Annotated in this window: 28 protein-coding genes and 1 pseudogene; 19 read left to right on the forward strand and 10 right to left on the reverse strand. The window is 65.7% G+C overall.

What is annotated here, in order from left to right; translation table 11 throughout:
• Positions 1 to 9: 9 nt before the first annotated feature.
• From ACQY39_RS17145 to ACQY39_RS17160, 4 genes are read right to left on the reverse strand one after another with little or no spacing between them, the layout of a single operon-like run.
• Positions 10 to 714 carry a lytic transglycosylase domain-containing protein gene (locus ACQY39_RS17145; RefSeq protein ID WP_428508243.1) on the reverse strand — a complete coding sequence of 235 codons (705 nt, stop codon included), beginning with the start codon at positions 712 to 714 and terminating at the stop codon, positions 10 to 12.
• A complete protein-coding gene (locus ACQY39_RS17150) occupies positions 711 to 1,250 on the reverse strand; it encodes a GNAT family N-acetyltransferase (protein ID WP_428508245.1) in 540 nt (179 codons plus the stop codon). Before ACQY39_RS17150 ends, ACQY39_RS17145 begins: the two co-directional genes overlap by 4 nt.
• Positions 1,247 to 2,281, reverse strand: a complete 1,035-nt coding sequence (locus ACQY39_RS17155) for a histone deacetylase family protein (RefSeq protein WP_428508247.1) — start codon at positions 2,279 to 2,281, stop codon at positions 1,247 to 1,249. Before ACQY39_RS17155 ends, ACQY39_RS17150 begins: the two co-directional genes overlap by 4 nt.
• A 22-nt stretch (positions 2,282 to 2,303) precedes the next feature.
• Positions 2,304 to 4,307: a DNA topoisomerase IV subunit B gene (locus tag ACQY39_RS17160; protein WP_428508249.1), complete on the reverse strand. Its 2,004-nt coding sequence runs from the start codon at positions 4,305 to 4,307 to the stop codon at positions 2,304 to 2,306.
• A gap of 87 nt (positions 4,308 to 4,394) precedes the next feature.
• Here ACQY39_RS17160 and ACQY39_RS17165 point away from each other — a divergent pair, with 87 nt between their 5' ends.
• The 7 genes from ACQY39_RS17165 (at position 4,395) to ACQY39_RS17195 (ending at position 10,831) form a co-directional block, all read left to right on the forward strand.
• A complete protein-coding gene (locus ACQY39_RS17165) occupies positions 4,395 to 5,720 on the forward strand; it encodes an amidohydrolase family protein (RefSeq protein ID WP_428508251.1) in 1,326 nt (441 codons plus the stop codon).
• A 22-nt stretch (positions 5,721 to 5,742) separates the two neighbouring features.
• Positions 5,743 to 6,978, forward strand: a complete 1,236-nt coding sequence (locus tag ACQY39_RS17170; RefSeq protein WP_428508253.1) for an MFS transporter — start codon at positions 5,743 to 5,745, stop codon at positions 6,976 to 6,978.
• Positions 6,975 to 7,118 (forward strand): hypothetical protein, encoded by a 144-nt coding sequence (locus ACQY39_RS17175; RefSeq protein WP_428508255.1) that lies wholly within the window; start codon positions 6,975 to 6,977, stop codon positions 7,116 to 7,118. Before ACQY39_RS17170 ends, ACQY39_RS17175 begins: the two co-directional genes overlap by 4 nt.
• A 2-nt stretch (positions 7,119 to 7,120) precedes the next feature.
• Entirely contained in the window at positions 7,121 to 7,681 is a 561-nt protein-coding gene (locus tag ACQY39_RS17180; RefSeq protein ID WP_428508257.1) for a class I SAM-dependent methyltransferase, read from the forward strand.
• Positions 7,682 to 7,748: 67 nt separating this feature from the next.
• Complete coding sequence (gene dapA, locus ACQY39_RS17185) at positions 7,749 to 8,630, forward strand: 4-hydroxy-tetrahydrodipicolinate synthase (RefSeq protein WP_428508259.1); 882 nt, start codon at positions 7,749 to 7,751, stop codon at positions 8,628 to 8,630.
• A gap of 127 nt (positions 8,631 to 8,757) precedes the next feature.
• On the forward strand, positions 8,758 to 9,954 hold the full coding sequence (gene bamC, locus ACQY39_RS17190) for an outer membrane protein assembly factor BamC (protein WP_428508261.1): 1,197 nt from the start codon (positions 8,758 to 8,760) through the stop codon (positions 9,952 to 9,954).
• A gap of 79 nt (positions 9,955 to 10,033) precedes the next feature.
• The gene (locus ACQY39_RS17195; RefSeq protein WP_428508263.1) at positions 10,034 to 10,831 is read left to right on the forward strand and encodes an MBL fold metallo-hydrolase; all 798 of its coding nucleotides are present in this window, start codon (positions 10,034 to 10,036) and stop codon (positions 10,829 to 10,831) included.
• A gap of 85 nt (positions 10,832 to 10,916) precedes the next feature.
• Here ACQY39_RS17195 and ACQY39_RS17200 read toward each other — a convergent pair whose 3' ends face one another.
• The 3 genes from ACQY39_RS17200 to ACQY39_RS17210 form a co-directional block, all read right to left on the reverse strand.
• Entirely contained in the window at positions 10,917 to 11,120 is a 204-nt protein-coding gene (locus ACQY39_RS17200) for a hypothetical protein (protein WP_263520452.1), read from the reverse strand.
• Positions 11,121 to 11,299: 179 nt separating this feature from the next.
• Positions 11,300 to 11,833: a hypothetical protein gene (locus ACQY39_RS17205; RefSeq protein ID WP_428508265.1), complete on the reverse strand. Its 534-nt coding sequence runs from the start codon at positions 11,831 to 11,833 to the stop codon at positions 11,300 to 11,302.
• Positions 11,834 to 12,973, reverse strand: a complete 1,140-nt coding sequence (locus ACQY39_RS17210; RefSeq protein ID WP_428508267.1) for a JmjC domain-containing protein — start codon at positions 12,971 to 12,973, stop codon at positions 11,834 to 11,836.
• A gap of 122 nt (positions 12,974 to 13,095) precedes the next feature.
• Between ACQY39_RS17210 and ACQY39_RS17215 the strand changes: the two genes are divergently transcribed.
• On the forward strand, positions 13,096 to 13,620 hold the full coding sequence (locus tag ACQY39_RS17215) for an FKBP-type peptidyl-prolyl cis-trans isomerase (RefSeq protein WP_428508269.1): 525 nt from the start codon (positions 13,096 to 13,098) through the stop codon (positions 13,618 to 13,620).
• Positions 13,621 to 13,786: 166 nt separating this feature from the next.
• Here ACQY39_RS17215 and ACQY39_RS17220 read toward each other — a convergent pair whose 3' ends face one another.
• Positions 13,787 to 14,008: a SlyX family protein gene (locus tag ACQY39_RS17220; RefSeq protein WP_428508271.1), complete on the reverse strand. Its 222-nt coding sequence runs from the start codon at positions 14,006 to 14,008 to the stop codon at positions 13,787 to 13,789.
• Between the two features lie 54 nt (positions 14,009 to 14,062).
• Between ACQY39_RS17220 and ACQY39_RS17225 the strand changes: the two genes are divergently transcribed.
• The 7 genes from ACQY39_RS17225 (at position 14,063) to ACQY39_RS17255 (ending at position 20,103) form a co-directional block, all read left to right on the forward strand.
• Positions 14,063 to 14,866, forward strand: a complete 804-nt coding sequence (locus ACQY39_RS17225; RefSeq protein WP_428508273.1) for a sulfurtransferase — start codon at positions 14,063 to 14,065, stop codon at positions 14,864 to 14,866.
• The gene (locus ACQY39_RS17230) at positions 14,863 to 15,867 is read left to right on the forward strand and encodes an alpha/beta fold hydrolase (protein ID WP_428508275.1); all 1,005 of its coding nucleotides are present in this window, start codon (positions 14,863 to 14,865) and stop codon (positions 15,865 to 15,867) included. Before ACQY39_RS17225 ends, ACQY39_RS17230 begins: the two co-directional genes overlap by 4 nt.
• A gap of 63 nt (positions 15,868 to 15,930) precedes the next feature.
• Positions 15,931 to 16,725 carry an ABC transporter substrate-binding protein gene (locus tag ACQY39_RS17235; RefSeq protein WP_428508277.1) on the forward strand — a complete coding sequence of 265 codons (795 nt, stop codon included), beginning with the start codon at positions 15,931 to 15,933 and terminating at the stop codon, positions 16,723 to 16,725.
• 25 nt (positions 16,726 to 16,750) lie between these two features.
• Positions 16,751 to 17,443, forward strand: a complete 693-nt coding sequence (locus ACQY39_RS17240) for an ABC transporter permease (protein ID WP_263563090.1) — start codon at positions 16,751 to 16,753, stop codon at positions 17,441 to 17,443.
• Positions 17,440 to 18,126: an ABC transporter permease gene (locus ACQY39_RS17245; protein ID WP_263520439.1), complete on the forward strand. Its 687-nt coding sequence runs from the start codon at positions 17,440 to 17,442 to the stop codon at positions 18,124 to 18,126. The genes ACQY39_RS17240 and ACQY39_RS17245 overlap by 4 nt, the downstream gene beginning before the upstream one ends.
• A 25-nt stretch (positions 18,127 to 18,151) precedes the next feature.
• A complete protein-coding gene (locus tag ACQY39_RS17250) occupies positions 18,152 to 19,279 on the forward strand; it encodes a succinylglutamate desuccinylase/aspartoacylase family protein (RefSeq protein ID WP_428508280.1) in 1,128 nt (375 codons plus the stop codon).
• A gap of 35 nt (positions 19,280 to 19,314) precedes the next feature.
• Entirely contained in the window at positions 19,315 to 20,103 is a 789-nt protein-coding gene (locus ACQY39_RS17255; RefSeq protein WP_428508282.1) for an ABC transporter ATP-binding protein, read from the forward strand.
• 30 nt (positions 20,104 to 20,133) lie between these two features.
• Here ACQY39_RS17255 and ACQY39_RS17260 read toward each other — a convergent pair whose 3' ends face one another.
• Positions 20,134 to 20,844, reverse strand: a complete 711-nt coding sequence (locus ACQY39_RS17260; RefSeq protein ID WP_428508284.1) for a DUF599 domain-containing protein — start codon at positions 20,842 to 20,844, stop codon at positions 20,134 to 20,136.
• 46 nt (positions 20,845 to 20,890) lie between these two features.
• Positions 20,891 to 21,616 (reverse strand): pirin family protein, encoded by a 726-nt coding sequence (locus ACQY39_RS17265; RefSeq protein ID WP_428508286.1) that lies wholly within the window; start codon positions 21,614 to 21,616, stop codon positions 20,891 to 20,893.
• A 111-nt stretch (positions 21,617 to 21,727) separates the two neighbouring features.
• Between ACQY39_RS17265 and ACQY39_RS17270 the strand changes: the two genes are divergently transcribed.
• The 4 genes and pseudogenes from ACQY39_RS17270 (at position 21,728) to ACQY39_RS17285 (ending at position 24,401) form a co-directional block, all read left to right on the forward strand.
• Complete coding sequence (locus ACQY39_RS17270) at positions 21,728 to 22,696, forward strand: LysR family transcriptional regulator (RefSeq protein ID WP_428508288.1); 969 nt, start codon at positions 21,728 to 21,730, stop codon at positions 22,694 to 22,696.
• Positions 22,696 to 23,610 (forward strand): tRNA glutamyl-Q(34) synthetase GluQRS, encoded by a 915-nt coding sequence (gluQRS, locus tag ACQY39_RS17275; protein WP_428508290.1) that lies wholly within the window; start codon positions 22,696 to 22,698, stop codon positions 23,608 to 23,610. The genes ACQY39_RS17270 and gluQRS overlap by 1 nt, the downstream gene beginning before the upstream one ends.
• Before the next feature lie 53 nt (positions 23,611 to 23,663).
• Positions 23,664 to 24,023, forward strand: a pseudogene (locus tag ACQY39_RS17280) (FKBP-type peptidyl-prolyl cis-trans isomerase); the annotation flags it as partial.
• 30 nt (positions 24,024 to 24,053) lie between these two features.
• Positions 24,054 to 24,401, forward strand: coding sequence for an FKBP-type peptidyl-prolyl cis-trans isomerase (locus ACQY39_RS17285; protein ID WP_263563148.1), 348 nt, complete (start codon positions 24,054 to 24,056; stop codon positions 24,399 to 24,401).
• Positions 24,402 to 24,465: the final 64 nt, after the last annotated feature.

Raw genomic sequence — 24,465 nt, forward strand, 5'->3', positions numbered from 1 at the left:
GATTCGTCGTCAGGGTTCGTTCTTGTGAATCTTGAGTTGCTGGGCTTGGGCGGGCAGGCTGTGTTGCAGCAAGGCCCAGTACAGCTCCAGCACCAGGTGAACATGGGCTTGAGTTTCGGCAAAGGGCGGCATGCGCCCGCTGTGGCGGCGCACCGCGCCCTCGCCGGCATTCCAGGCGGCCAGGGCCGCATCGATACGGCCGAAGCGTTTGATCAAATCGGCCAGCATCTTGGCGCCGGTTAGGACATTGGTGCGCGGATCGAGTATTTGTTTCTTGCTGGGCTGGTCTCGGTTCACCGGGCCGTAACGCCGCGCCGCCTCGGGCATCAGCTGCATCAAGCCCAGCGCACCGCGCTTGGATTCAGCGTCATGCCTGTAGCCCGACTCGACCGCGATCACGGCCTTGAGCAGTTCCATATCGACACCATGCCGGGCCGCGGCCTCGCGCAAAAAAGGCTGGACCGCCTTGACCTCGGGCGCGAACTCCAGCCAGGTCAAGAGGCCCTGGCCGCCGTCGCTCTTGCCCGGCACCTGCGTTTGAGCCGCAGCCTCACGCCGTGCCTGTGCACCGCCCAGCACCAGGCTGTAGCGGCTGTCGACCTGGTGGCCGGCCAGGTGCGCCATGCCCTGGCCATCGACGTAACCCCAGAGTTCAGCGCGCGCGCCGCCAGCCAGGCTGAGCAGCAGCCCGAACAAAAGGAAAAGGCGACTCAAGCGCCCTCCTCGCCCAGGGCCAGGCGGGCCTGGTACTCGCGGTCCAACAGGGACATGACCACCAGGCTGTCGTAGCCATCGGCGCCTTCTGTGGTAACGCGCACGCTCTCACGCAAGCGGCCCTCTTCGACAAAACCCTCGCTGGCGTAGAGCTTGAGCGCGCGCGTGTTCAGAGCCTTGACGTCCAGCCAGAAGCGGTGCGCTTTGAGCTGGGAGAAGGCCAGGGCCTTGAGCAGGCGCACCGAGCGCCGGCCCAGGCCCGCGCCCTTGGGGCCCAGCACGATGCGCTTGAGCTCGACCGAGCCATGCGGGTTGCGGCAGCCCTGCAGGATGACAAAGCCGGCGCGCGTCGCCTCAGGCCCCGCCTCAATGATGAAGTGGCGCGAGTCAGGGAAGCGCAGCGCACCCTCGTGCTGCACCCGCTCCCACGGCGTGATGAAGGGGCGGTTGGCGCCGTCCTGCTCGATGGAGACGACATAGTCCAGGTCCGACAACATGGTCGGACGCAGATGCACGCGCGGCGCGGCGTTGCTCATGGCCGGGGTTCGAAACCTTGCAGAACGGCGACCACGTTGTGACCGATGGCCTCGGTGGCATAACCGCCTTCCTGCAGGAACAGGGTGCGGGCACCGAAGGCCGCCAGGCGCTGGCCCAAACGACTGAACTCGGGGCGGTCCAGCTTGAAATGCGAGATCGGGTCGCCGCCATAGGTGTCCACGCCCAGGGAGACGATCAGCAGCTCGGGCGCATAGGCCTGCAGCCGCTCCAGCGCCGCCTCCAGCGCCGCGAACCAGGCCTCGTTGCTGGCACCAGCCGGCAGCGGGAAGTTGGCATTGAAGCCCTGGCCGGCGCCGGCACCGGTCTCGTCGGCATGGCCGAGGAAGAAAGGAAACTCCGTCTGCGGATCGCCATGCAGGCTGGCATAGAACACGTCCGCACGGTCGTAAAAAATGGCCTGCGTGCCATTGCCGTGGTGGTAGTCCACATCGAGGATGGCCACGCGCTGCAGGCCGGCGTCCAGCGCCGCCTGGGCCGCCACCGCCGCGTTGTTGACGAAGCAGTAGCCGCCGAAGAAATCCGCCCCGGCATGGTGGCCCGGCGGGCGGGTCAGCACATAGGCGCTGCGCTCGCCAGCCAGCACCTGATCCAGGCCGGTCAGGCTGGCTTGCGCGCCCCAGTAGGCGGCCTCCCAGCTGCCGGACGTCAGCGGCGTTCCGCTGTCCATGGAATACAGGCCCATACGGGCGGCAAAGCTGCGCGGCGCGACATCGCTGCGCAGCGAGCGCACCGGCCAGACGGCAGGAAAGGCATCGCCCTCGCCGCCCAAGGACTGCCATTCGGCCCAGGCGCCTTGCACAAAGCTCAGATAGGCCGGCGCATGGACGCGCTCCAGCGGCGTCAGGCCATGGTCGACCGGTTCCAACAGCTCGCCCAGCTGAGCCGCTTGCACGGCAGCGAGCACATAGTCGGCTCGAGCCGGCACCTCGAAGGCCGGCACCAGGCGGCCGCGAAAGAACTCGTGCGTGGCCGCGTGCGCCGCATGCCGGGCGTTGTAGACGGTTTTCATGGGGGTAGCAGTCGCAGTGGTTTTAAACGTCTACTTCGACGGAATCGCCGTGGATTTCCATCAACTCGCGGCGCGAGGAGGCTTCGCCCTTGCCCATCAGCTTGTTGATGGCGACCTCGGTTTCGCCCAGGTCGAGCGCGCCGTAGGTGACCGGGCTCAAGCGGCGGGTTTCGGGGTTGAGCGTGGTGTCCCAGAGCTGTTCGGCACTCATCTCGCCCAGGCCTTTGAAGCGGCTGATGCTCCAGCTGCCTTCGCGGGCGCCTTCCTTGCGCAGCTTGTCCAGGGTGGCGGTGAGTTCGCCTTCATCCAGGGCGTAGATTTTGGCGGCGGGCTTCTTGCCGCGCGCCGGTGCGTCGACACGGTAGAGCGGCGGCCGCGAGACGAAGATGTGGCCGGTTTCGATCAGCTTGGGGAAATGGCGGAAGAACAGGGTCAGCAGCAGCACCTGGATGTGCGAACCGTCCACATCCGCATCGGACAAGATGCAGACCTTGCCGTAGCGCAGGCCGCTGAGGTCGGGCGAATCGTTCTTGCCATGCGGGTCCACGCCCAGGGCCACCGAGATGTCGTGGATCTCGTTGTTGGCGAACAGGCGGTCGCGCTCGACCTCCCAGGTGTTCAGCACCTTGCCGCGCAGGGGTAGCACGGCTTGGGTTTCCTTGTTGCGGCCCATCTTGGCGCTGCCGCCTGCCGAATCACCCTCGACCAGGAAGACCTCGTTGTGCAAGAGGTCGCGGCTTTCGCAATCGGTCAGCTTGCCCGGCAGCACAGCCACACCCGAGCCCTTGCGCTTCTCGACTTTTTGCGAGGCGCGCTGGCGGGTTTGCGCCTGCTTGATGACCAGCTCGGCCAGCTTTTTGCCGAATTCCACATGCTGGTTCAGCCACAGCTCCAGGCCCGGCTTCACATAGGTGGACACCAGACGCAGCGCGTCGCGGCTGTTCAGGCGCTCCTTGGTCTGGCCCTGGAACTGCGGGTCCAGCACCTTGGCCGAGAGCACGAAGGACGCGCGCGAGAACACATCATCCGGCATCAGCTTGACACCCTTGGGCAGCAGGCTGTGCAGCTCGATGAAGCCCTTGATGGCGCCGAACAGGCCGTCCTTCAAGCCCGACTCATGCGTGCCGCCGGCCACTGTGGGGATCAGGTTGACGTAGCTTTCGCGCATGGTCTGACCTTCTTCGGTGAAGGCCACACACCAGGCAGCGCCCTCGCCCTCGGCAAAGTTCTCGGTCTCGCTGCGGCCGGCGTATTGCTCACCTTCGAACAGCGGGATCAGCGCGTCGGCCGTCAGGGTCTGCTGCAGATAGTCGCGCAGGCCGCCTTTGTAGGACCAGGTCTGCACATCGCCGGTTTTCTCGTTCGTCAGCGTGACGATGACGCCCGGCATCAGCACCGCCTTGCTGCGCAGCAGATGGACCAGCTCGTTCTTGGGCAGTTCGGCGCTTTCGAAATACTTGGCATCAGGCCAGACGCGCACCGTCGTGCCCTGCTTGCGGTCGCCACGCTCGGCTTTTCGAGCCGTGACCGGCTCGACCACATCGCCGTTCTCAAACGCGAGGCTGGCCACTTCGCCGCCGCGCCAGACCGTCACCTCCAGGCGCTTGGCCAGGGCATTGGTGACGCTGACACCGACGCCGTGCAGGCCGCCCGAGAAGCTGTAGGCGCCGCCCGAGCCCTTGTCGAACTTGCCGCCGGCATGCAGGCGGGTGAAGACGATTTCGACCACGGGCACGCCCTCTTCGGGGTGCAGGCCGAAAGGGATGCCGCGGCCGTCGTCGGCGATGGAGATGGAGCCGTCGCTGTGCTGGATCAGGTCGATGCGCTTGCCGAAACCGGCCAGGGCCTCGTCGGCCGCGTTGTCGATGACCTCCTGGATGGTGTGCAGGGGGTTGTCGGTCCGGGTGTACATGCCCGGGCGCTGCTTGACGGGCTCCAGGCCCTTGAGCACGCGGATCGAGCCCTCGCCGTAGCTGCCGGGCGTGGCGGAGGAAGTGTTGGGAGAGGATGAAGCTTTGGTGGCCATGGGGGCGGATTCTAGGGTTTGCCTCGGGGGCGGCCGGCAAACCTGCGCTGGGGTGTGCACTCTCAAACTCGCTACCATCCCCGGCCTATGCCAGCACTCGTCACCTTTTTGTCGCGCCGGGCCCGCGCCTGCACCGCCGCCCTGGCCTTGTTTCTCCTGGCCGCACCCAGCCAGGCCCAGCCCGCAGCAGCCACGGCCGATGACCTGCACCCCGGTGCCTCGGTCACGATGGAGTTGCAGAACGCTCAGTGGTTCGACGGCCAGGGCTTCCGCTCCGGCACGCTCTACGTCAAGGACGGCAAATTCAGCAGCCAGAAGATCAAGAAAGCCCAGCGGCGCATGAATTTGAAGGGCCAGTTCCTGATTCCGCCCCTGGCCGACGCCCACAACCACAATCTGCAAAACGCCTGGGCCTGGGGCCGCTACGGCCAAGGCTATCTGCGCGACGGCGTGTTCTACGCCTTGATGCAATGCGCCGAGCCCAAGGGCGCCGGCGCCGTGCGCCCCCTGGCCGCCGCCGGCGCCCAGGCTGCCGGGCCAGAGTTGGTGTTCGTGACCGCCTGCATCACCTCTTCGGACGGCCAGCCATTGGCCCAGTTGCTGACCGAAGACCCGAATTCCGCCGCGCCGAAGCCCAAGCCCGAGGACCACATCGACAAGACCGTGTTGGTGATGGACAGCCTGGAGCAGGTCGAAAAGAAATGGCCGCTGGTGCAGGCACGCAAGAGCGAGGCGCTCAAGTTCATGCTCAGCCGCTCGGAAAGCCCCGAGCTCCACGCCGACCCCAAGCAGTTCGGCCGCCTGGGCCTCAAGCCCGAGCTGCCGGCCGCCATCGTCAAGAAAGCGCTGCAGGACCGCTTGCTGGTGATCGCCCAGGCCGACACGGCCGCGGACTTCAACATCGCCGTACTGGCCGGCGCCCACTGGATCGCCCGCCTGCCGGGCCTGTTCTTTTTTGAGGGGACGGGCGCCGAGAGCTACCGCATCAGCCCCGAGATGGCCGCCGAGGCCGCGCGCCGCAAAGTGGCCGTGATCACCGCCACGGCCGCCAGCGAACTGTTCCGCATGTCGCCCGAACAGCTGACCAAGGTGCGCGCCCAGCAGGCCGACAATTTGCGCACCCTGCAAGCGGCCGGCGTGCCCCTGCTGCTGGGCTCCGACCTGTTCAACGGCTCGGTGCTGGGCGAGCTGCGCAACCTCGACCGCCTGGGCGTGATCGGCCGCCCGCAGTTGCTCAAGATGGCCACCATCACCACGCCGCATGTGCTCTTCCCCAAGCGCCGCCTGGGCTGCTTCGAGCCCGGCTGCGAAGCCAGCTTCCTGCTGCTGCCCGCCAACCCGATCCAGGATCTGGACGCGCTGAGCAAGATCCAGATGCGGGTGCGCCAGGGACGGGTGCTGGGCGCCGGCTGAGCGCTTTGGTTACAGTCGCACGATGACCGCCAGCCCCACGCCCACCGCCGCCCCGCGCCTGTCCATGTTCCAGGTCCTGCTCTGCGGCGCCATGATCGTGACCATGTCCATGGGCATACGCCATGGCTTCGGCCTGTGGCTGCAGCCCATCACCATGGACCGTGGCTGGACACGCGAGACCTTTGCCTTTGCGCTGGCGGTGCAGAACATCTCCTGGGGCATCGCCGGGCCCTTTGCCGGCATGCTGGCCGACCGTTTCGGCCCCTTCCGGGTGTTGTTGATCGGCGGCCTTCTCTATGCCCTGGGCCTGGTGCTGATGGCGCTCTCGACCTCGGGCCTGGCCTTCACGGGCAGCGCCGGCCTTCTGATCGGCATCGCCCAATCGGGCACCACCTATGCCGTGATTTACGGCGTGATCGGGCGCAATGTGGCGGCCGACAAGCGCTCCTGGGCCATGGGGGTGGCGGCCGCGGCCGGCTCCTTCGGGCAGTTTCTGATGGTGCCGGTGGAGAACTGGCTGATCGCGTCGACCGGCTGGCAGAACGCACTCTTCATCCTGGCCTGCGCCGCCCTGGTCATCCTGCCCCTGGCCCTAGGTCTGCGCGAGCCTAAGGTCGCCAAACCGGTGCACAGCCATTCGCAGAGCATCGTCCAGGCCTTGCGCGAAGCCTTCGGCTACCGGAGCTTCCAGCTCTTGATGGCCGGCTATTTCGTCTGCGGCTTCCAGGTCGTATTCATCGGCGTGCACATGCCCAGCTACTTGAAGGATCAGGGCCTGTCGCCCCAGGTGGCCACCTACGCCTTGGCCCTGATCGGCCTCTTCAATGTCTTCGGCACCTACGGCGCCGGCGTACTGGGCCAGCGCTACCCCAAGCGCTACCTGCTCTCGGCCATCTACGGCCTGCGCTCGGTGGCCATTGTCACCTTCTTGCTCACGCCGCTGACACCGATGTCGGTCTATATTTTCTCGGCGGTGATGGGTGTGCTCTGGCTGTCCACCGTGCCGCCCACCAATGCCGTGCTGGCGCAGATCTTTGGCGTGCAGCACATGTCCATGCTCAGCGGTTTCGTGTTCCTGAGTCACCAGGTGGGCAGCTTCCTGGGCGTCTGGCTGGGCGGCAAGCTCTACGACAGCACGGGCAGCTACGACGTGGTCTGGTGGCTGGCCGTGGCCCTGGGCGTGGCCGCAGCCCTGGTGAACCTGCCCGTGCGTGAAAGCCCCATCTTGCGTGGTGAGCCGCGCCCCCAAGCCGCATGAGTCCGAGCCAGCTTTCTGCCAAGATCAAGCCGGCGCTGCGCTGGGCGCTGATCCTGCTGGTGCTGGGCCTGGTGTTTCTGGCCTATCTGCAGCCGGCGCTGATGGTGCAGCTGTCCGAGCAAATCTGGGCTTGTTTCTGAGCATGAGTGCTGAAGTCTCACCCTGGCTGCGCCGCTGGGCGCAGGCTCAAACTGCCGATGCCACAGCGCTGGATCTGGCCTGCGGCTCCGGCCGCCACCTGCGCCATTTGGCCGCGCAGGGCATGAAAGTCTGCGGTGTCGACCGCGACGCTGCGGCACTCGCCGCCTCAGAAGGCATTGCAAGCGAGCTGATCTGCGCCGACATCGAGAACGGCCCCTGGCCGCTGGAGGGCCGACAGTTCGACCTGGTGCTGGTCAGCAACTATCTCTGGCGCCCACTGTTCCCGCAGATCCGCGCGGCCGTGGCGCCCGGCGGTTGGTTGATCTACGAAACCTTTGCCCTTGGCCAGCACACCATTGGCCGACCGGCCCGGCCAGACTTTTTGCTCCAGCCCGGTGAACTGCTGGGCCTGTCTCAGGGCCTGCGCATCGTCGCCTTTGAAGACGGCTTTGAAAAAGGCCGGGAGGGCGTCAACCCGCGCTATGTCCAGCGCGTTGCCGCTGTTTGCGAAGCGCCGAGCGCCACCTCGGGCACTGTTTTTCAGGCCTATGCACTCGATTGAGCAGCCTGGCTCCGAGCGCATACGCGCCGCTGAGTAGAATCCACCGCATCAAATAGGACATTCCTCCATGAACCCGATTGTTGGCAGCATCGTTGCGCTCGTGACGCCGATGCAAGAAGACGGCAGCGTTGACTACCCGGCCCTGCGCGGCCTGATCGACTGGCACATCGCCGAAGGCACCGACTGCATCTGCGTCGTCGGCACGACGGGCGAGTCCCCCACGGTCAGCATGGAAGAAAACCGCCAGATCATCCAGGCGGCCGTCGAGCATGCCCGCGGCCGTGTGCCCATCATGGCCGGCACCGGCGCCAACAGCACTTCGGAAGCCATCGAGCTGAGCCGCTTCGCCAAGGAAGTCGGCGCCGACTGCACCCTGTCGGTCGTGCCCTACTACAACAAGCCCTCGCAAGAAGGCATCTATCAGCACTACAAGGCCATCGCCGAGGCCGTCGACATCCCCATGATGTTGTACAACGTGCCCGGCCGCACCGTGGCCGATATGGCGCCCGAGACCACCCTGCGCTGCGCCACGCTGCCGGGTGTCTTCGGCGTCAAGGAAGCGACCGGCAATATCGAACGCGCCGCGCAGTTGATCAAGTCGGCCCCCAAGGGTTTCCACATCTACTCGGGCGACGACGGCACTGCCATCGCCCTGATGCTGCTGGGCGGCAGCGGCAATGTCAGCGTGACCGCCAATGTGGCGCCGCGTGCCATGCACGAGCTGTGCAAGGCGGCCCTGGCCGGCAATATCGCTGAGGCCCGCCGCATCCACTTCCAGCTGCTGGGCCTGCACAAGCACCTGTTCTGCGAACCCAGCCCTGCGCCTGCCAAGTGGGCGCTGTCGCAGCTGGGCCGCATCAAAAACCAGCTGCGCCTGCCCATCGTGCCCCTGACCGAAGCCGGCCAGGCCCAGGTCGGTGCCGCCATGCGCGAGGCCGGCCTGCTCTGAGCAGGCGCTGCGCGCAATTTCCATTGCTCACCATTTCTAGTCTGCTCTAATCCGCAGCAGCTTTGCGTGCCACCCGCCCCTCGGGGCCGGCTCACAAAGCCCAACCGTCGCTCCCTTGCCCCCGGAGATGTCTAGCGTGACTCGTTCCTCCTCTTTTGTTTCCTCCTCGGCCACCCCGGTGCGCCTGGCTTGCCTGCTGATGCTGGGTTCGCTGGCTGCATGCAGCACGACGGACGGCATCTTTTCCTCGGACAAGGTCGATTACCGCGCCAACGCCCGCCAGACCGCCGGCCTGGACGTGCCACCGGATCTGACCCAATTGGCTCGCGACAGCCGCAGCGGCAATGCCGGCGGCTCGGTCAGCGCCAATGCCTTGCAGCAAGCCAATACCGCACCCAAGGTCAGCGCCAGCGGCCTGAGCCCGGCCAACACCGTAGCCCTGAACGCCGTCGGCGACTTGCGCCTGGAGCGCAATGCCAACACGCGCTGGTTGCGTAGCTCGCTCACGCCCGAGCAACTCTGGCCACAGCTGCGCGAGTTCTGGCAACAGCGCGGCTTTGAGCTGAGCAAGGACGCCGCCGAAGTCGGCGTCATGGAAACCAACTGGAACGAGAACCGCGCCAAGCTGCCGCAGGACATCATCCGCTCGACCATCGGCAAGGTCTTCGACGGCCTGTACTCGACCGGTGAGCGCGATATGTTCCGCACCCGCATCGAGCGCAGCGCTGATGGCAAGGGCACCGAGATCTTCATCAGCCACCGCGGCATGGTCGAGGTCTACACCGGCCCGCAGAAGGACAACACCGCCTGGCAGCCGCGCCCCAGTGACCCGCAGCTGGAAGCCGAGCTGCTGTCGCGCCTGATGCTCAAGCTGGGCGCCAAGGAAGAGCTGGCCAAGGCGGCCGTGGCCGATGTGCCGGCCGCCGCGTCGGGCAAGAGCGCCGCCCCGACCACCGTGATCACAGCCGGCCGTCCGCTGTCGGAAGTGCCGGACGCCATCAAGGTCAGCGAAGGCTTCGAGCGCGCTTGGCGCCGGGTTGGCCAGTCGCTGGACCGCCATGGTTTCACCGTGGAAGACCGCGACCGCAAGCTGGGCCTGTTCTTCCTGCGTTATGCCGACCCTAACCAGGCCGGCAAAGAAGAACCCAACTTCTTCGAACGCCTGTTCAGCGGCGACAAGGCCGCAACGTCCACGCGTTACCGCGTCTCGGTCAAGTCCGAGGGCGAACAGTCGACCATCACCGTGCTGGACGACAAGGGCCAGCAGCAAACCAATGAGATTGCCAAGCGCATCCTCAATCTGCTGATGGACGATCTGCGCTGATCGACAGGCAGACCGGCCCGCAACGCCGCCACCCCAAGGGTGAGCGGCGTTTTTCATTGACGTTCAGGATCGAGACACCATGGGCATGCGTTTTTGCAGCCTGGGCAGCGGCAGCGGCGGCAATGCCACCCTGATCGAAGCCAGCCAGGGCATCACCGACACGCAGATCCTGGTCGACTGCGGCTTCAGCTTCCGCGAACTGAGCCGGCGCCTGCTGCGCGCCGGCACCAAGCCGGAGGCGCTCAGCGCGGTCTTCATCACCCATGAGCATGGCGACCATGCCGGTTGCGTGCTCAAGCTGGCGCAAGCGCACCGGATTCCGATCTGGACGAGCCGCGGCACTTGGGGTGCCATCGAGAGGCGCGCCGCGGACCTAGCAGGCTTCGACCGCAAGCTGCTGCATTTCACCCGCAGCGGCGACACCCTGGAACTCGGTGACTTGCAGCTGCACCCCTTTGCCGTGCCGCACGATGCCGAAGAACCGCTGCAACTGCGCTGCAACGACGGCCGACAGCATCTGGGCGTGATCACCGACGTCGGCCATGTTTGCGCCAGCGTGGTCCAAGCCCTACAAGGCCTGGACGCCTTGCTGCTGGAATGCAATCACGATGAAGCACTGCTGCGCGCGTCCAACTACCCGGCCAGCCTCAAGCGCCGCATCCTCGGCAGCCACGGCCATCTGTCCAACGAGGCCAGCGCAAGCTTGCTGACTTCACTGCTTCATTCGGATTTGGGCGCGGTGGCCGCGGCCCACCTGAGCGAGCGCAACAACCGGCCGGAGTTGGCGGCGGCGGCCGTGGCGGCAGTGCGCGGCTGCCGGCCTGAGGAGGTGCCCGTGGCCTCGCAAGCCGAAGGGCTCGACTGGATCACGCTCTGAAGCGCGGGACCAGCAGCAAACAGCAGACGTGAAAAAACCGCCGAGCCTTACGGCCGGGCGGTTTTATCAAGTGATCGGAGACCGATTACTTGCTGGCAGCAGCCGAAGCAGCGTCAGCAGCGGCAGGAGCCGATGCGTCAGCAGCAGGAGCCGAAGCGTCCATGGCGGGAGCAGCAGGAGCCGAAGCTTCCACAGCGGGGGCGGCCACGGGAGCGGCTTCTTCCTTCTTGCCGCAAGCGGTCAGAGCAACAGCAGCCAGCACAGCAGCCAACAGGATCGACTTGTTCATACTTGTCCTCAAAATTCGTTAAACGAAGATGCAATTACCGGTAATTTTTTGAAGCAACGCCACGACGCAAACACTTTTCAGCAGCGCGCCGTCGCAGAACTTCGGCATGACAAGGCGAGGAAAACCTCGAGCGCTTTCTTCACCTAGCCGCCAATTATAGCCATTGCTTTTGGCATCTTTTACAGGCCCAAGGTAGTCGCTGCAAAGCTTTCGTAAGAATGTTGTGCGATCGCGTCAAACCATTCCGCCCATCGCACAAGTTCGGCCGCATCGAAAGACACGCTGCCGCGCCAGTTGCGCGTACTCAACAAACGCACGGTGACACAGGCCGACTCGGAGCGGGCCCAAAACAAGGCCACCGGCCCGCCAGGCCCAACGGCGGCCATGGCCTCGGGCTCGAAGGCCCGCGCTTGCACACAATGCCCATAGCGCCCCCGCCAGGCGACAAAACGCGGATGGGCTCGCCGCATGCCGTCGAACTGCGGCGCCAGCAAACGCAGGCGTCGGCCGGCAGGCTGCGCCCGCGCCCAGCCGCTCAGCTGGTCCAGCAGCCCAGCCTCTGACCAGGGCCAAAGGCTGAAATCCGGATCGAACGCACCGAGCTCAACACTGTCCTGCGCGCATGCCTGGGCGACAGCCAGACGCAGGGCCTGCTGAAACTCGGCACGGCCGCTGAATTCACCGGCTTGCAGCGGAGCTGGGCCCGCTGCCAATCAAGCCTCCGCGCTGGCATCGGACACCCGCACCCAGCCGTCTTCGGCCCAGAGGTTCAACAAGTCGCGCGCATCCTCGGACAGCTGCATCACCTGCTTGGCCGTCAGCTCGCGCTGGTCAGCCAGGACCCGCATCAGGCGCGCATCTCGGCCACCGGCTCGGAAGGACTCGCCGTTGATGAAAACATGGGACGCGTCGTACATCATGCGGCTGCGGCGATCCAGGCAGGCACCCGCCTCGGCCGACAAGGTCTGCCCCGGATCGAACCACACGCGCGGCTTGGGCTCGGTCAGTGCCTCGCCCAGCGCCCGCTCCAGGGCCAGGGGCTCGCGCAGCGCACGCTCGACCGCGTCGCGGGAGAAATCCAGCAACTGCTGCGGCACCAAGCCCGGCGCCTCGGTGGCCGGCTGCTTGGGGTCGGCATACATGCGGTTGGCATAACTCTTGGAATCATCGTCCATCAAGCGCTGGAGCAGCTCGCGCGCCAGCTCGGCACGCCAAGGCGTGCGAAAACCCACTGAGCAGGTCATGCATTCGCCGATGGCGATGCCGTCGTGAGCCCTGCCGGGTGGCAAATAGAGCATGTCGCCGGCCTCGAGCACGAACTCTTCTTCCGGCTCGAAATCGGCCAACAGCTTGACCGGCACGCCTTTACGCAGCGCACCCGTGGTCGCCACACCCTGGCGGCCGATGCGCCAGCGGCGCTGGCCATGAACCTGGATCAGGAAGACATCGTAGGAATCGAAGTGCGGGCCGACACCGCCGCCGTCGCTGGCATAGGAGATCATCAAGTCGTCCAACCGCGCCTCAGGCACGAAACGGAACTGCGCCAGCAGCTCATGCGCGGCCTGCACATGCAGATCCAGGCCCTGAACCAAGAGGGTCCAGCCAGGCTTGCTGAAAGGCGGAAGCTTGGCCACCGGCCCCTGCTTGAGGGCCCACTTGTCGTTGAATTGCGAGACCAGGCGCGATTCCACATCCTCGCTGGCCGCCAGCACAGCCAGCTCGCTGCGGCTGACCGGCGGGCGGATGCCGGGAAAGGCCTGTCGCACCAGCAGCGGCTTCTTCTGCCAATGGCGACGCATGAATTGTTCGGGGCTGAGGCCGCCCAGCAGCGGAAGTTTGGCTTGGATGTTCATGGCCGCATTGTCGCCTGACGATTGCGCCGACCTCGCGCCGCGAGGCGGGCATGAGACCTTAGCTTGTCGCAAACCTGGCCGGCGCACCCGGCTGCCAAAAAGCCTTGTGGAACAATACGGGCATGCAAATTTCCGCCCCCTGTGTGGTCTCCCTGAGCTGGAGACTCGAAGATGCCCAAGGCCAGTTGATCGACGAGCTGGCCGAACCGCTGGAGTTTTTCTACGGTGGCAACGATCTGTTCGCCAAGGTTGAAGAGGCTCTGCTTGGCCAGGAAGCCGGCTTCGAAGCGGCCGTGGCCCTGGAGCCCGAGCATGCCTTCGGCGACTACGACTCCCGTCTGGTCTGTTTTGAGGCGCGCAGCCTCTTCCCCGACGGTGTCGAGCCCGGCATGCAGATCGAAGGCCTGCCCGAAGGCGCCGTGACCGAGGACATGCCGGACGGTCTGATCTTCACCGTCACCGAAGCCTACCCCGAGCATGTGGTGCTGGACGGCAACCACCCGCTGGCCGGTGTGGGCCTGCGCATGTACATCAAGGTGCGCGATGTGCGCGAAGCCTCGGCCGAAGAAATCGAGGTCGGCAGCCTCGGCGAAGCCGTGTTCAGCGTCGGTATGGCCGGCGCACCGGACGGCGAAGCCCTGCACTGAGAGGGTGAAAACTTTTTACTGCGCAGCCGCCATACGTCGTTGGCCGAATGCTCGGAATCCTCTCGTACATAGAGTACGTTCCGGTTCCTGCGCTCCGCCCGCCTAGTCTGACTGCCGCTCGCTACAAAAGTTCTCACCCTCTGAGGCCGCGCCGCTGCCGCCAACTTCAGTAATGCGGCGGCAGGTCGTCGCGCAAGCTGCGAAAGCCCGGACCGGCGCCCTCCAACGTCGGGCGCTCGCGCAAGGCCAGCAATTCGCGGGTCAGCGCCTCGAGCTGCTGCTGCTGGCGCACGATGATTTGGTTCAGCTGTTCCACCAGGTCTTCGGTGAACGAAGCCTTGATTTCCAGATCGACCAGGCGGGTCTCGATGTTCTGCAGGGTGTCCATCTGCGCATTGGAACACCGCCCACGCCGACCTGACTGCCTACAATTCGCCCGACCATGCCGAACGCCAACGCCCTGCCCGTTCTCAATATTTCCGCCTACAAGTTCGTGCCGCTGCCGGACTGCGCAGCGCTGCGCGATCTGCTGCACGAGCGCGCCCTGGGCCTAGAGCTCAAGGGCACGGTGCTGCTGGCGGAAGAAGGCATCAATCTGTTTCTGGCCGGCCCCGGCGAGGCGGTGATGGCCTGGGTGGGCGCCTTGCGCCAGGATGCACGCTTTGCCGACCTGGCGCCCAAGGAAAGCTGGAGCGAGGCTGTACCCTTCAAGAAGCTGCTGGTCAAGGTGAAGCCGGAAATCATCCGCATGAACCACCCGACCATCCGCCCCGACCAGCAGGCGCGCGCCCCGGCCCTGCCCGCCGCGACCCTGGCCCGCTGGCTGGACCAAGGCCATGACGACGAGGGCCGGCCGGTGGTGACCCTGGACACGCGCAATGCCTTCGAGGTCGACTACGGCACGTTTGAAGGGGCCATCGACTGGCGCATCCACAAGTTCAGCGAGTTTCCCGAGGCCGTACAGGCCCATCGCGAAGAGCTGCTGGGCAAGACCGTGGTGAGCTTCTGCACCGGCGGCATCCGCTGTGAGAAGGCGGCCATCTATCTGCAGCAGCAGAATCTGGACGGCCCGGTCTATCAGCTCGAAGGTGGCATCCTCAAGTATTTCGAGGAGACCGGCGGCCCGCATTACCAGGGCAGTTGCTTTGTCTTCGACCAGCGCGAGGCCTTGGGCGCCGCACTGGAGCCGGCCACCGAAATCCAGCGCCCGGCCAGCGAGGCCCACCGCGCCGCTGCGCCACGATGAGTCGCCGGCCTCTCGAGGAGGACGCCAACGGCGGGCGAACCATGGGGCACAAGCTGGCCGCTTGGTCGCTGCGTGTCTTCGGCGCGCTGCTGTTCATCGCGGCGCTGCTGTTCGGCGCCAGCAAAGCCCCGGACCGCAGCCTGGAAAGCCTGGTGCCGCAATGGGCACCGCCACCTTCAGACTTCATCGAACTGCGCGGTCAGCCCATCCACATCCGCGACCAGGGCCCGGCCGGAGACTCCGTGCCCGTGCTCCTGCTGCACGGCACCAGCAGCAGCTTGCACACCTGGGAGGGCTGGGTGAAGACCTTGGCGACCCAGCGCCGAGTCATCAGCGTCGATCTGCCCGGCTTCGGCCTCAGCGGCCCCAGTCCCTCGGCCGACTACCGCGACGAGGCCTACCTCGATTTCGTGGCCGCCCTGCTCGATCATCTGAAGTTGGAGCGCGTCATCCTCGGCGGCAACTCACTGGGCGGGCAGATCGCTTGGCAATACGCAGCGCGCGCGCCCGAGCGGGTGCAGGCCCTGATCCTGGTCGATGCCGCAGGCTACCCCTTCGCGCCGCAAGAGGTGCCGCTGGCCTGGCAGGCGAGCCGCCTGCCCTTGATCGGACCGCTGAGCGAGCATGTGCTGCCGCGCAAGCTGGTCGAGTACAGCATCCGCCAGGTGTACGGCGACCCGGAACGGGTCAACACTGCGCTGGTGGACCGTTACTTCGAGCTGACGCTGCGGGCCGGCAATCGCACAGCGCTGCGCCAGCGTCTGGACCAGTGGCGCGGCGGCGAGCAGGCCGCCAGGATCCGATCCCTGCGCCAACCCACCCTGATTCTCTGGGGCGAACGTGACCGCCTGCTGCCACCAAGCGACGCGCAGGCCTTTGCGCGCGACATCGCCGGCAGCCGCCTGGTGATGCTGCCCGGCCTGGGCCATGTGCCGCAGGAAGAAGACCCCGCCGCCTCGCTAAAGCCAGTGCTCGAGTTCTTGCATACGCTCAAACCCTAGGTAGCAAGCGATGCGAAGCAATGCAAGATCAACCCTTCCCTTTTTGACCCCTCTGGAGAGGCCATGCAAAAACGTCATCTGATTGTCCTGAGCACCTTTGTCGCCCTGGCTTGCGGTTCTTTCGCCGCCCAGGCTCAAGCCCCGGAATGGAAAAAGATCCGCATCGGTGTGGAAGGCGCCTACCCGCCTTTCTCTGAAGTCGGTGCCGATGGCAAGCTCAAGGGCTTCGAGATCGACCTGGCCATGGCCTATTGCGCCGAAATCAAGGCCGAGTGCACCTTGGTGCAGCAGGACTTTGACGGCCTGATCCCGGCCCTGCAAGCGCGCAAGGTCGACGCCATCATCGCCTCCGTCTCCATCACCGACGAGCGCAAGAAGGCCATCGCCTTCTCTAATGCCTACTACAACACCCCGGCCCGCTTTGCCGCCAAGGCCGATGCCAAGCTGGACGTCTCGCCGGCTGGCCTCAAGGGCAAGAAGATCGGCGTGCAGCGCGCCACCATCCACGAAAAATTCGCGGATGCCATGTTCAAGCAAAGCCAGATCGTGCGCTACGCCACCCAGGACCAAGCCTTCCTGGACCTGAAGTCGGGCCGTATCGACCTGACCCTGGCCGACCTGGTCGCCATCGACCAAGGCTTCCTGGCCAAGCCCGAAGGCAAGGGTTTCGCCTTCGTCGGCCCGAGCTATGACGACGTCAAGTACTTCGGCGTGGGCTCCGGCGTGGGCATGCGCAAGGCCGATGCCGCCTCCCTGGGCAAGAAGTTCAATGAGGCGATTGCTGCGGTCGCCGCCAACGGCACCTTCAAGAAGCTGAACGACAAGTACTTCGCGTACGACATCGCCCCCAAGAAGTAAGTCAGAAGTAAAAGCGACGTTTTCGATGTTCCTGCATGGCTTTCTGAACAGCCTGCTGGAGGGAGCCGGGGTCACGCTGAGCGTGGCCCTGGCCTCTTTGGCGATGGCCATGGCCCTGGGTTTGCTGGGCGCCATCGCCAAGCTCTCCAAGTTCCGCTTTGCACGCGGTCTGGCCTATCTCTACACCACGCTGATCCGCGGCGTGCCCGATCTGGTACTGATGCTGCTGATCTTCTATGGCGGCCAGGTGGCCGTGAACGAGATCGCCCTCAGGCTGGGCCATGAGGAATACATCGACATCAACCCCTATGTCGCCGGGGTGCTGACCATCGGCTTCATCTTCGGTGCCTACCTGACCGAGGCCTTCCGCGGCGCCTTTCTGGCCGTGCCACCGGGGCAGCGCGAGGCCGGCCTGGCCTTTGGCCTGAGCGGCTGGCAGATTGCCTGGCGCATCACCTTGCCGCAGATGTTCCGCCATGCCCTGCCGGGCCTGTCCAACAACTGGCTGGTGCTGATCAAGAGCACCGCCATCGTCTCGGTGATCGGCCTGTCCGACCTGATGACGCGCGGCCAGCAAGCGGCCGGCTCGACCCGCGAGCCCTTCGTCTTCTACCTGGCCGTGGCCCTGATCTACCTGAGTTTCACCAGCGTATCGGAGCTGATCTTCAACTGGCTGGAAAAGCGCTTCTCCATCGGTGTGCGCAAGGGGACGCTGTGAACCTGGAAGCGATTCAAGAAAACCTGCCGCTGTATTTGAGCGGTGCCCTGGCCACTTTTGAGCTGCTGGTGATTTCACTGCTGCTGGGCCTGCTGATCGCCGTGCCCCTGGGCGTGCTGCGCAGCCTGCGCGGCAGTTGGATCTCGCGCGTGATCTGGGTCTACACCTATGTGTTCCGCGGCACCCCCATGTTGGTGCAGCTGTTCCTGATCTATTACGGCCTGGCCCAGTTCGAGGCGGTGCGCGAGAGCTTTGCCTGGCCCTGGCTGAGCTCGGCCTGGTTCTGCGCCTGCCTGAGCTTTGTGCTCAACACCGGCGCTTACACCACCGAAATCATCGCCGGCAGCATCCGTGCCCTGCCCGCCGGTGAAATCGAAGCCGCCAAGTCTCTGGGCATGAGCCGCTGGGTGATGTTCCGCCGCATCGTCCTGCCCTCGGCCCTGCGCCGCTCCCTGCCGGCCTACAGCAATGAGGCGATCTTCATGCTGCACGGCACCTCGCTGGCCAGCATCGTCACCATCATGGACCTGACCGGCGCGGCACGCCAGGTCAACTCGACCTACTACATCCCCTTCGAGGCCTTCATCACCGCCGCGGTCTTCTACTTCCTGATGACCCTGAGCCTGGTGGCCCTGTTCCACAAGGCCGAGGCACGCTGGCTCAAGCCCTTGATGCCGCGCTGAAACCCGAACCCGATACCGTCCTCCCATGCAGATCCAGACCCACCCCCTGATTTCCCCGGCCCCGGGCACCCAACGCGAGCTGATCTCGCTGCACTACGGCCAGCCGGCCGGCGAGCGCATCGGCCAGAAGGCCTACATCCAGGCCTCGCTCCATGCCGATGAGCTGCCCGGCATGCTGGTGGCCCACCACCTGCGCAAGAAGCTCGATATGCTGCAGGCCGCCGGCCGCATCACCGGCGAAGTGATCCTGGTGCCCATGGCCAACCCCATCGGCCTGTCGCAGCAAATGCTGTACATGCACATGGGCCGCTTCGAGACCACGACCGGCGAGAACTTCAACCGCCACTACCCCGACCAAATTGAGGCCACGGCCCTGGCCGCAGAAGGCGAGCTGAACCAGGACGCCGACCACAACACCCGCGTGCTGCGTCGCGAGCTGAAAAAGGCCGTGGCCGCCGCCCCGGTGGACACGGAGCTGCAAGCCCTGCGTCGCACCCTGATGAGCCTGAGCTGCGATGCCGACATCGTGCTCGACCTGCACTGCGATGCCCAGGCCGTGATGCACCTCTACACCGAGACGCCCTGCTGGCCCGAGTGCGAGGCGCTGGCCCGTTTCATCGGCTCACGCGTCACCTTGCTGGCTCAGGAAAGCGGCGACTCGCCGTTTGACGAGGCCTGCTCGCAGACCTGGTGGAAATGGGCCAAGCGCTTCGAAGGCAAGTTCCCGATCCAGCAAGCGTGCATGTCCGTGACGGTCGAGTTGCGCGGCGCTGCCGATGTCGAACATGCGCTGGCCGAGGCCGATGCCCAGAACATCATCGACTTCCTGAGCTACCGCGGCCTGATCAGCGGTGAGGCGCCGGCCTTGCCCGAGGCCGTCGGCGACGCCCGCCCACTGGCCGGCTGCATGCCGATCAAGGCACCGGTGGCCGGCGTGCTGACCTTTCTGCGCCAGCCCGGTGAGACCGTGGCGGCTGGTGATGTGCTGGCCCATGTGATCGACCCGATCAGCAATGCCGTGACCGAGCTCAAAAGCCCCGTCGACGGTCTGTTCTTCGCGCGCGACTTTGTGCGCTTCGCACCGGCCGGCATGAAGGTCGGCAAAGTGGCCGGCCTGCAAGCCTTGCGCACCGGCAAGCTGCTGGGCGCCTGAGTTCAAAGAAGAAGAAAACCAAGAAGCTGTCCGAGATGTCCACCGTGCCTGAAACCCAGCCCGCCAGCCTGATCGTCGAGAACCTGCACAAGCGCTACGGCGAACGTGAGGTTCTGAAGGGCGTGTCCCTTTCCGCCAAAAAGGGCGATGTGATCACCCTGATTGGGTCCTCCGGCTCCGGTAAGAGCACCTTTCTGCGTTGCCTGAACCTGCTGGAACAACCCTATGAGGGCCGCCTGTCCCTGCGCGGCGAAGAGCTCAAGCTGGTGCGCGACCGCGACGGCAGCCTCAAGGCGGCGGACGCCAAGCAGCTGCAGCTCTGGCGCGCCCGCCTGGCCATGGTGTTCCAGAACTTCAACCTCTGGGCCCATCGCACGGTGCTGGAGAACGTGATCGAAGCGCCTGTCCATGTGCTGGGCGTGCCCAAGGCCGAGGCGATTGCCAAGGCCGAGGCCTTGCTGGCCCGAGTCGGTGTCTCGCACCGCAAGGATGTCTACCCGGCCCAGCTATCGGGCGGTGAGCAGCAACGCGTGGCCATCGCCCGCGCCCTGGCGGTCGAGCCCGAGGTGATGCTGTTCGACGAGCCCACCTCGGCCCTGGACCCCGAGTTGGTCGGCGAGGTGCTCAAGGTCATGCGCGACCTGGCGGCCGAAGGGCGCACCATGATCGTCGTCACTCATGAGATGGGTTTTGCCCGCGAGGTGTCCAACTACACCTTGTTCCTGCACCAGGGCAAGGTCGAGGAAGAGGGCAATCCGCGCGAGGTGTTGAGCAAGCCCAACAGCCCGCGCCTTCAGCAGTTCCTCAGCGGCGGCTTGAAGTAAGTCAGCCCGGGGCGCTCAGGCGCCCGGCACTTACTCGTCGCGCAGGACTTCCAGCACGTCTGAGTGGAACTCGCGCTGGTAGAGCACGTAGATCACGCCCAAGGTCGCGCCCATCAAGGCCAGCGGTGAGAAGAACCAGGCGATGGCGGCGAAGCTCAGGTAGTAGGCGCGCAGACCGTCGTTGAAAGTTTCGGCCGCCAGGCCCATGACGCGGCCGGCGCGCTTGGCAAAGGCTTCACGCGAGAGCTCGCCGCTCTCGAACTGCTCGGCGTCCGGCGCCGAGCCCACCAGCAAGGCGCCAAAGGTGTACTGGCGCATGCTCCAGGTGAAGCGGAAGAAGGCGTAGACAAAAATCGCCGTCAGCAGCACCAGCTTCATCTCGAACACCAGGTCCGAAGTACGGGCGGCAAAGGGCAGCTCGCGCACCAGCTCGGTGGCCTTGTCGCCCGCACCCAGCACGGCCAGCAGGCCGCCGATGATCAGGATGGTGGTCGATGCAAAGAAGGACGGGCTGGTGGACAGGTTCTGCACCACCACCCCGTCGATCACCCGCACCTCGCGGTAGGTGACCTGCATCATCCAGCGCGTGCGCTCGCGGTTGGTGGCGGCCAGCAAGGAGCCGCTGAACTGAGACTGTCGCCGGGCAAACATGGCATAGCCAATCCAGGCAGCAAAGAACAGCAGCAGCGCCAGCCAGTCGACCAACGGCAGCAAAGAGAGGGCGGAAAACAAGCTTGTCATGACCTCGACTGTAGAGGCATTGGCATCGCCCGATCGCAGGAAAAACTCAGGCGATCAGATCAAAAACCAGCACCTCGGCGTCTTGCCCGGCCTCCAGCCGCACGGCGCTTTCGCCGCTCAGCTGCAAGGCATCGCCGCCTTGCAAGGCTTGGCCGTTGACCACCAAGCTGCCGCGCACCAGGTGCACATAAGCGATGCGTCCAGCGGCCAGCGGCAGCTCCGCCTGTTCGGCACCGTCAAACAAGCCCGCATAGAGTTTGGCATCAGCATGGATGTAAACGGCATCCGCGCCGGCTTCGCCCGAGGCCACCAGACGCAGGCGGCCTCGCTTTTCTTCAGACGCAAAATGCCGCTGCTCGTAGCTCGGCTTCACCCCGCGCTGGTTGGGCTGGATCCAGATCTGCAGGAAATGCGTGGTCTGACCCTCGGCATGGTTGAACTCGCTGTGACGCACACCGCTGCCGGCGCTCATGCGCTGCACATCGCCGGGGCGGATCACGCCGTCATGGCCGCCGCCGCCGGGCGCGCCATTGCCCATGCTGTCCTGGTGGGCCAACTCGCCCTCCAGCACATAGCTGATGATTTCCATGTCGCGGTGACCGTGGGTACCGAAGCCGGTACCGGCCGCAATGCGGTCTTCGTTGATCACGCGCAGATCGCCAAAGCCCATGCGGCGCGGGTCGTGGTAATCGGCGAAAGAGAAGCTGTGGAAAGACTTCAGCCAGCCGTGATCGGCAAAGCCACGTTCAGACGATTTGATCAGTTCCAGCATGTCTTTCTCCTGTTGGGGCGCGCCATCGGCGCGGCATGAATGAACTGTAGAAGCCTTGCCCTCAGGCTTGGCGCTGGCCGCTTGAAGCCATCATTCAAATAAGATGAAGCCATGCTCCACCCACTCGACAAACGCCGCGCCCTGACCCCTGAGGCGCTGGCCATGATGGACACCATCGCCCGCACCGGCAGCTTCGCCGCCGCGGCCCGGGAAATGGGCCGCGTGCCCTCGGCCCTGACCTACAGCGTGCGCCAGCTCGAAGAGGCGCTCGATGTGCTGCTCTTCGACCGCCGCAGCCGCCAGGCCGAGCTGACCGCCGCCGGCCAAGAGCTGCTGCTCGAAGGCCGGCGCCTGCTGCAAGAAATGGACGCCGTGGCCAACCGAGTGCGCCGCGTTGCCACTGGCTGGGAAAGCGAGCTGACGATTGCCGTCGACGATGCCATCGCCCGGCGTGCCATCTTCGACCTGATGGAGGCCTTCTACCAGCTGCGCGATGAAGCCGGCCAGGCGCCGCCGACCCGGCTCAAGCTGCGCGTGGAGGTGATGGTGGGCACCTGGGAGGCGCTGATGTCGGGCCAGGCCGATCTGGCCATCGGCACCTCGACACAGCCGCCCAGCGCCGGTTTCAAGTGCGAGTTGCTGGGGCAGATGGAGATGATTCTCTGCGTCGCTCCCCACCATGCCCTCGCTTCGGCCACCACGCCGCTGACGGCAGCACAGATCGCCCAGCACCGCATCATCGCCGTGGCTGACACTGCGCGCAGCCTGGCGCCGCGCACCGTGGGCGTGCTGCCAGGCCAGGAGGTGCTGACCATGCCTTCGATGGCAGCCAAGCTGGAAGCTTTGATGCGCGGCCTGGGTTGCGGCTCCCTGCCCACGCCCATGGTGCGACGTCATATCGAGGCCGGTCGCCTGGTGCACAAGCCGACCGACCAAGAGCCACGCATCGTGCCCATGCACTACGCCTGGCGCGACAACGGCCAGCCGCCGGCGCGCGCCCTGGCCTGGTGGTTAAGCCAGTTGCAGAGCCCGGCCACCCGCCGCGCGCTGCTGGAACAACACGAGGGGCTGCTGCTCTGATGCGGGCAAGCCTCGCTCGGCCCGGCTACACCGGCCGCTTCGCGCCCTCACCCACCGGCCCTCTGCATGCGGGGTCTCTGGTCGCCGCCCTGGCCAGCTGGCTGGACGCACGCGCCCACAGCGGCCGCTGGCTGGTACGCATCGAAGATGTGGATAGCCCGCGCTGCCCGCCGGGCGCCGATCGTTTCATCCTCGATCAATTGAGTCGCTGCGGCCTGATTGCCGATGAGCCCCCCGTTTGGCAATCGCAACGCTCGGAGCTGTACCAAGTCACGCTGGAGCGCTTGCAAGCCCTGGGCTGGGCCTATGGCTGCGCCTGCTCACGCAGAGAAATTGCGGAGGCCCTGCAGGCCCAGGGCAGCAGGCAGGAACGCCATGGCGAGCTGGTCTACCCCGGCACCTGCCGTGCGGGCACCCAGGGCCGGGCGCCGCGCGCATGGCGCCTGCGCAGCAGCGCCGGACCGCGGGACGAAAGCCATGTTCAGATCACCTGGCAAGACCGCCGCCTGGGCACCCAGACGCAAGACCTGACCCTGGCCGTGGGCGACTATGTGCTACGCCGCGCCGACGGGCTCTGGGCCTACCAACTGGCGGTGGTGGTCGATGATGCCGAGCAAGGCATCAGCGATGTGGTGCGCGGCGAAGACCTGGCCGACAACACGCCACGCCAGATCCGCCTGCAGCAACTACTGGGCCTGCCCACGCCGCGCTATCTGCACACGCCCCTGGTGCTGGGTGCCAATGGCGAGAAGCTGTCCAAGCAGAACGGTGCCGCGGCTCTGCAGCTGGACGATCCCGTCCTGGCCCTGCGCAGCGCCGCCACGAGCCTGAGCCTGCCGCCGGACTTGCCCGGCACGAGCACAGGCGAGTGGCTGGCGAGCGCCGCACAAGCTTGGCGGCTTTTGATGGCATGATGCCGGCCTCTTCGTCCCCCTCTGGCGACTTGCGCTTTTTGAAGGAACCATCCATGAACACCACCCCCAGCGGCCTGCAGTTTGAAGACACCGTGGTCGGCGAAGGCGCCGTCGCCAAGTCCGGCCATGACGTGACCGTCCATTACACCGGCTGGCTCTACAACAAGGACGCCGACGGCAACTGGAGCAAGGGCGCCAAGTTCGACTCCAGCAAGGACCGCCGCGACCCCTTCAAGTTCGAGCTGGACGGCGGCATGGTGATCCGCGGCTGGGACGAAGGCGTGCAAGGCATGAAGATCGGCGGCACGCGCGTGCTGGTGATCCCGGCCGAGCTGGGCTATGGCGCACGCGGCGCCGGCGGCGTGATTCCGCCCAATGCCACGTTGATGTTTGAAGTCGAACTGCTGGCCCTGGCCGGCGGCGATGAAGCCATCGAGTTGAAGCTGAGCAGCCTGCCCAGCGGACTACAGTTCGAGGACACCGTGGTCGGCGAAGGCGCCGAGGCCAAGGCGGGCCAGCGCGTCACCGTGCACTACACCGGCTGGCTGTACAAGAACGGCAACAAGGGCAAGAAATTCGATTCCAGCAAGGACCGCGGCGACCCGTTCCGCTTCCACCTGGCCGGCGGCGAAGTGATTCGCGGCTGGGACGAAGGTGTGCAAGGCATGAAGGTCGGCGGCACCCGCATGCTGGTGATCCCGGCCGAGCTGGGCTACGGTGCGCGCGGCGCCGGCGGCGTGATCCCGCCCAATGCCACCCTGCTATTCCAGGTGGAACTGCTGGCTGTCTGAGCCGCACCACGCTGCTAGCAAAAAGGTCCTGCGGGACCTTTTTTCTTGGCCGAAGCCCGTAGAC

The organism is Roseateles sp. (assembly GCF_965262435.1).
In the GTDB taxonomy this organism is placed as follows: Bacteria; Pseudomonadota; Gammaproteobacteria; order Burkholderiales; family Burkholderiaceae_C; genus Paucibacter_A.

What these genes read in the sequence shown, in the direction of transcription:
- ACQY39_RS17200 (WP_263520452.1), bottom strand. Translation starts at nt 11,120, where the DNA reads ATGAACAAGTCGATCCTGTTGGCTGCTGTGCTGGCTGCTGTTGCTCTG.
- ACQY39_RS17180 (WP_428508257.1), top strand. Translation starts at nt 7,121, where the DNA reads ATGAGTGCTGAAGTCTCACCCTGGCTGCGCCGCTGGGCGCAGGCTCAA.
- ACQY39_RS17225 (WP_428508273.1), top strand. Translation starts at nt 14,063, where the DNA reads ATGCCGAACGCCAACGCCCTGCCCGTTCTCAATATTTCCGCCTACAAG.
- ACQY39_RS17235 (WP_428508277.1), top strand. Translation starts at nt 15,931, where the DNA reads ATGCAAAAACGTCATCTGATTGTCCTGAGCACCTTTGTCGCCCTGGCT.
- ACQY39_RS17150 (WP_428508245.1), bottom strand. Translation starts at nt 1,250, where the DNA reads ATGAGCAACGCCGCGCCGCGCGTGCATCTGCGTCCGACCATGTTGTCG.
- bamC (WP_428508261.1), top strand. Translation starts at nt 8,758, where the DNA reads ATGTCTAGCGTGACTCGTTCCTCCTCTTTTGTTTCCTCCTCGGCCACC.
- ACQY39_RS17215 (WP_428508269.1), top strand. Translation starts at nt 13,096, where the DNA reads ATGCAAATTTCCGCCCCCTGTGTGGTCTCCCTGAGCTGGAGACTCGAA.
- ACQY39_RS17270 (WP_428508288.1), top strand. Translation starts at nt 21,728, where the DNA reads ATGCTCCACCCACTCGACAAACGCCGCGCCCTGACCCCTGAGGCGCTG.
- dapA (WP_428508259.1), top strand. Translation starts at nt 7,749, where the DNA reads ATGAACCCGATTGTTGGCAGCATCGTTGCGCTCGTGACGCCGATGCAA.
- gluQRS (WP_428508290.1), top strand. Translation starts at nt 22,696, where the DNA reads ATGCGGGCAAGCCTCGCTCGGCCCGGCTACACCGGCCGCTTCGCGCCC.
- ACQY39_RS17265 (WP_428508286.1), bottom strand. Translation starts at nt 21,616, where the DNA reads ATGCTGGAACTGATCAAATCGTCTGAACGTGGCTTTGCCGATCACGGC.
- ACQY39_RS17250 (WP_428508280.1), top strand. Translation starts at nt 18,152, where the DNA reads ATGCAGATCCAGACCCACCCCCTGATTTCCCCGGCCCCGGGCACCCAA.
- ACQY39_RS17260 (WP_428508284.1), bottom strand. Translation starts at nt 20,844, where the DNA reads ATGACAAGCTTGTTTTCCGCCCTCTCTTTGCTGCCGTTGGTCGACTGG.
- ACQY39_RS17160 (WP_428508249.1), bottom strand. Translation starts at nt 4,307, where the DNA reads ATGGCCACCAAAGCTTCATCCTCTCCCAACACTTCCTCCGCCACGCCC.
- ACQY39_RS17255 (WP_428508282.1), top strand. Translation starts at nt 19,315, where the DNA reads ATGTCCACCGTGCCTGAAACCCAGCCCGCCAGCCTGATCGTCGAGAAC.
- ACQY39_RS17240 (WP_263563090.1), top strand. Translation starts at nt 16,751, where the DNA reads ATGTTCCTGCATGGCTTTCTGAACAGCCTGCTGGAGGGAGCCGGGGTC.
- ACQY39_RS17165 (WP_428508251.1), top strand. Translation starts at nt 4,395, where the DNA reads ATGCCAGCACTCGTCACCTTTTTGTCGCGCCGGGCCCGCGCCTGCACC.
- ACQY39_RS17230 (WP_428508275.1), top strand. Translation starts at nt 14,863, where the DNA reads ATGAGTCGCCGGCCTCTCGAGGAGGACGCCAACGGCGGGCGAACCATG.
- ACQY39_RS17175 (WP_428508255.1), top strand. Translation starts at nt 6,975, where the DNA reads ATGAGTCCGAGCCAGCTTTCTGCCAAGATCAAGCCGGCGCTGCGCTGG.
- ACQY39_RS17170 (WP_428508253.1), top strand. Translation starts at nt 5,743, where the DNA reads ATGACCGCCAGCCCCACGCCCACCGCCGCCCCGCGCCTGTCCATGTTC.
- ACQY39_RS17220 (WP_428508271.1), bottom strand. Translation starts at nt 14,008, where the DNA reads ATGGACACCCTGCAGAACATCGAGACCCGCCTGGTCGATCTGGAAATC.
- ACQY39_RS17155 (WP_428508247.1), bottom strand. Translation starts at nt 2,281, where the DNA reads ATGAAAACCGTCTACAACGCCCGGCATGCGGCGCACGCGGCCACGCAC.
- ACQY39_RS17210 (WP_428508267.1), bottom strand. Translation starts at nt 12,973, where the DNA reads ATGAACATCCAAGCCAAACTTCCGCTGCTGGGCGGCCTCAGCCCCGAA.
- ACQY39_RS17195 (WP_428508263.1), top strand. Translation starts at nt 10,034, where the DNA reads ATGGGCATGCGTTTTTGCAGCCTGGGCAGCGGCAGCGGCGGCAATGCC.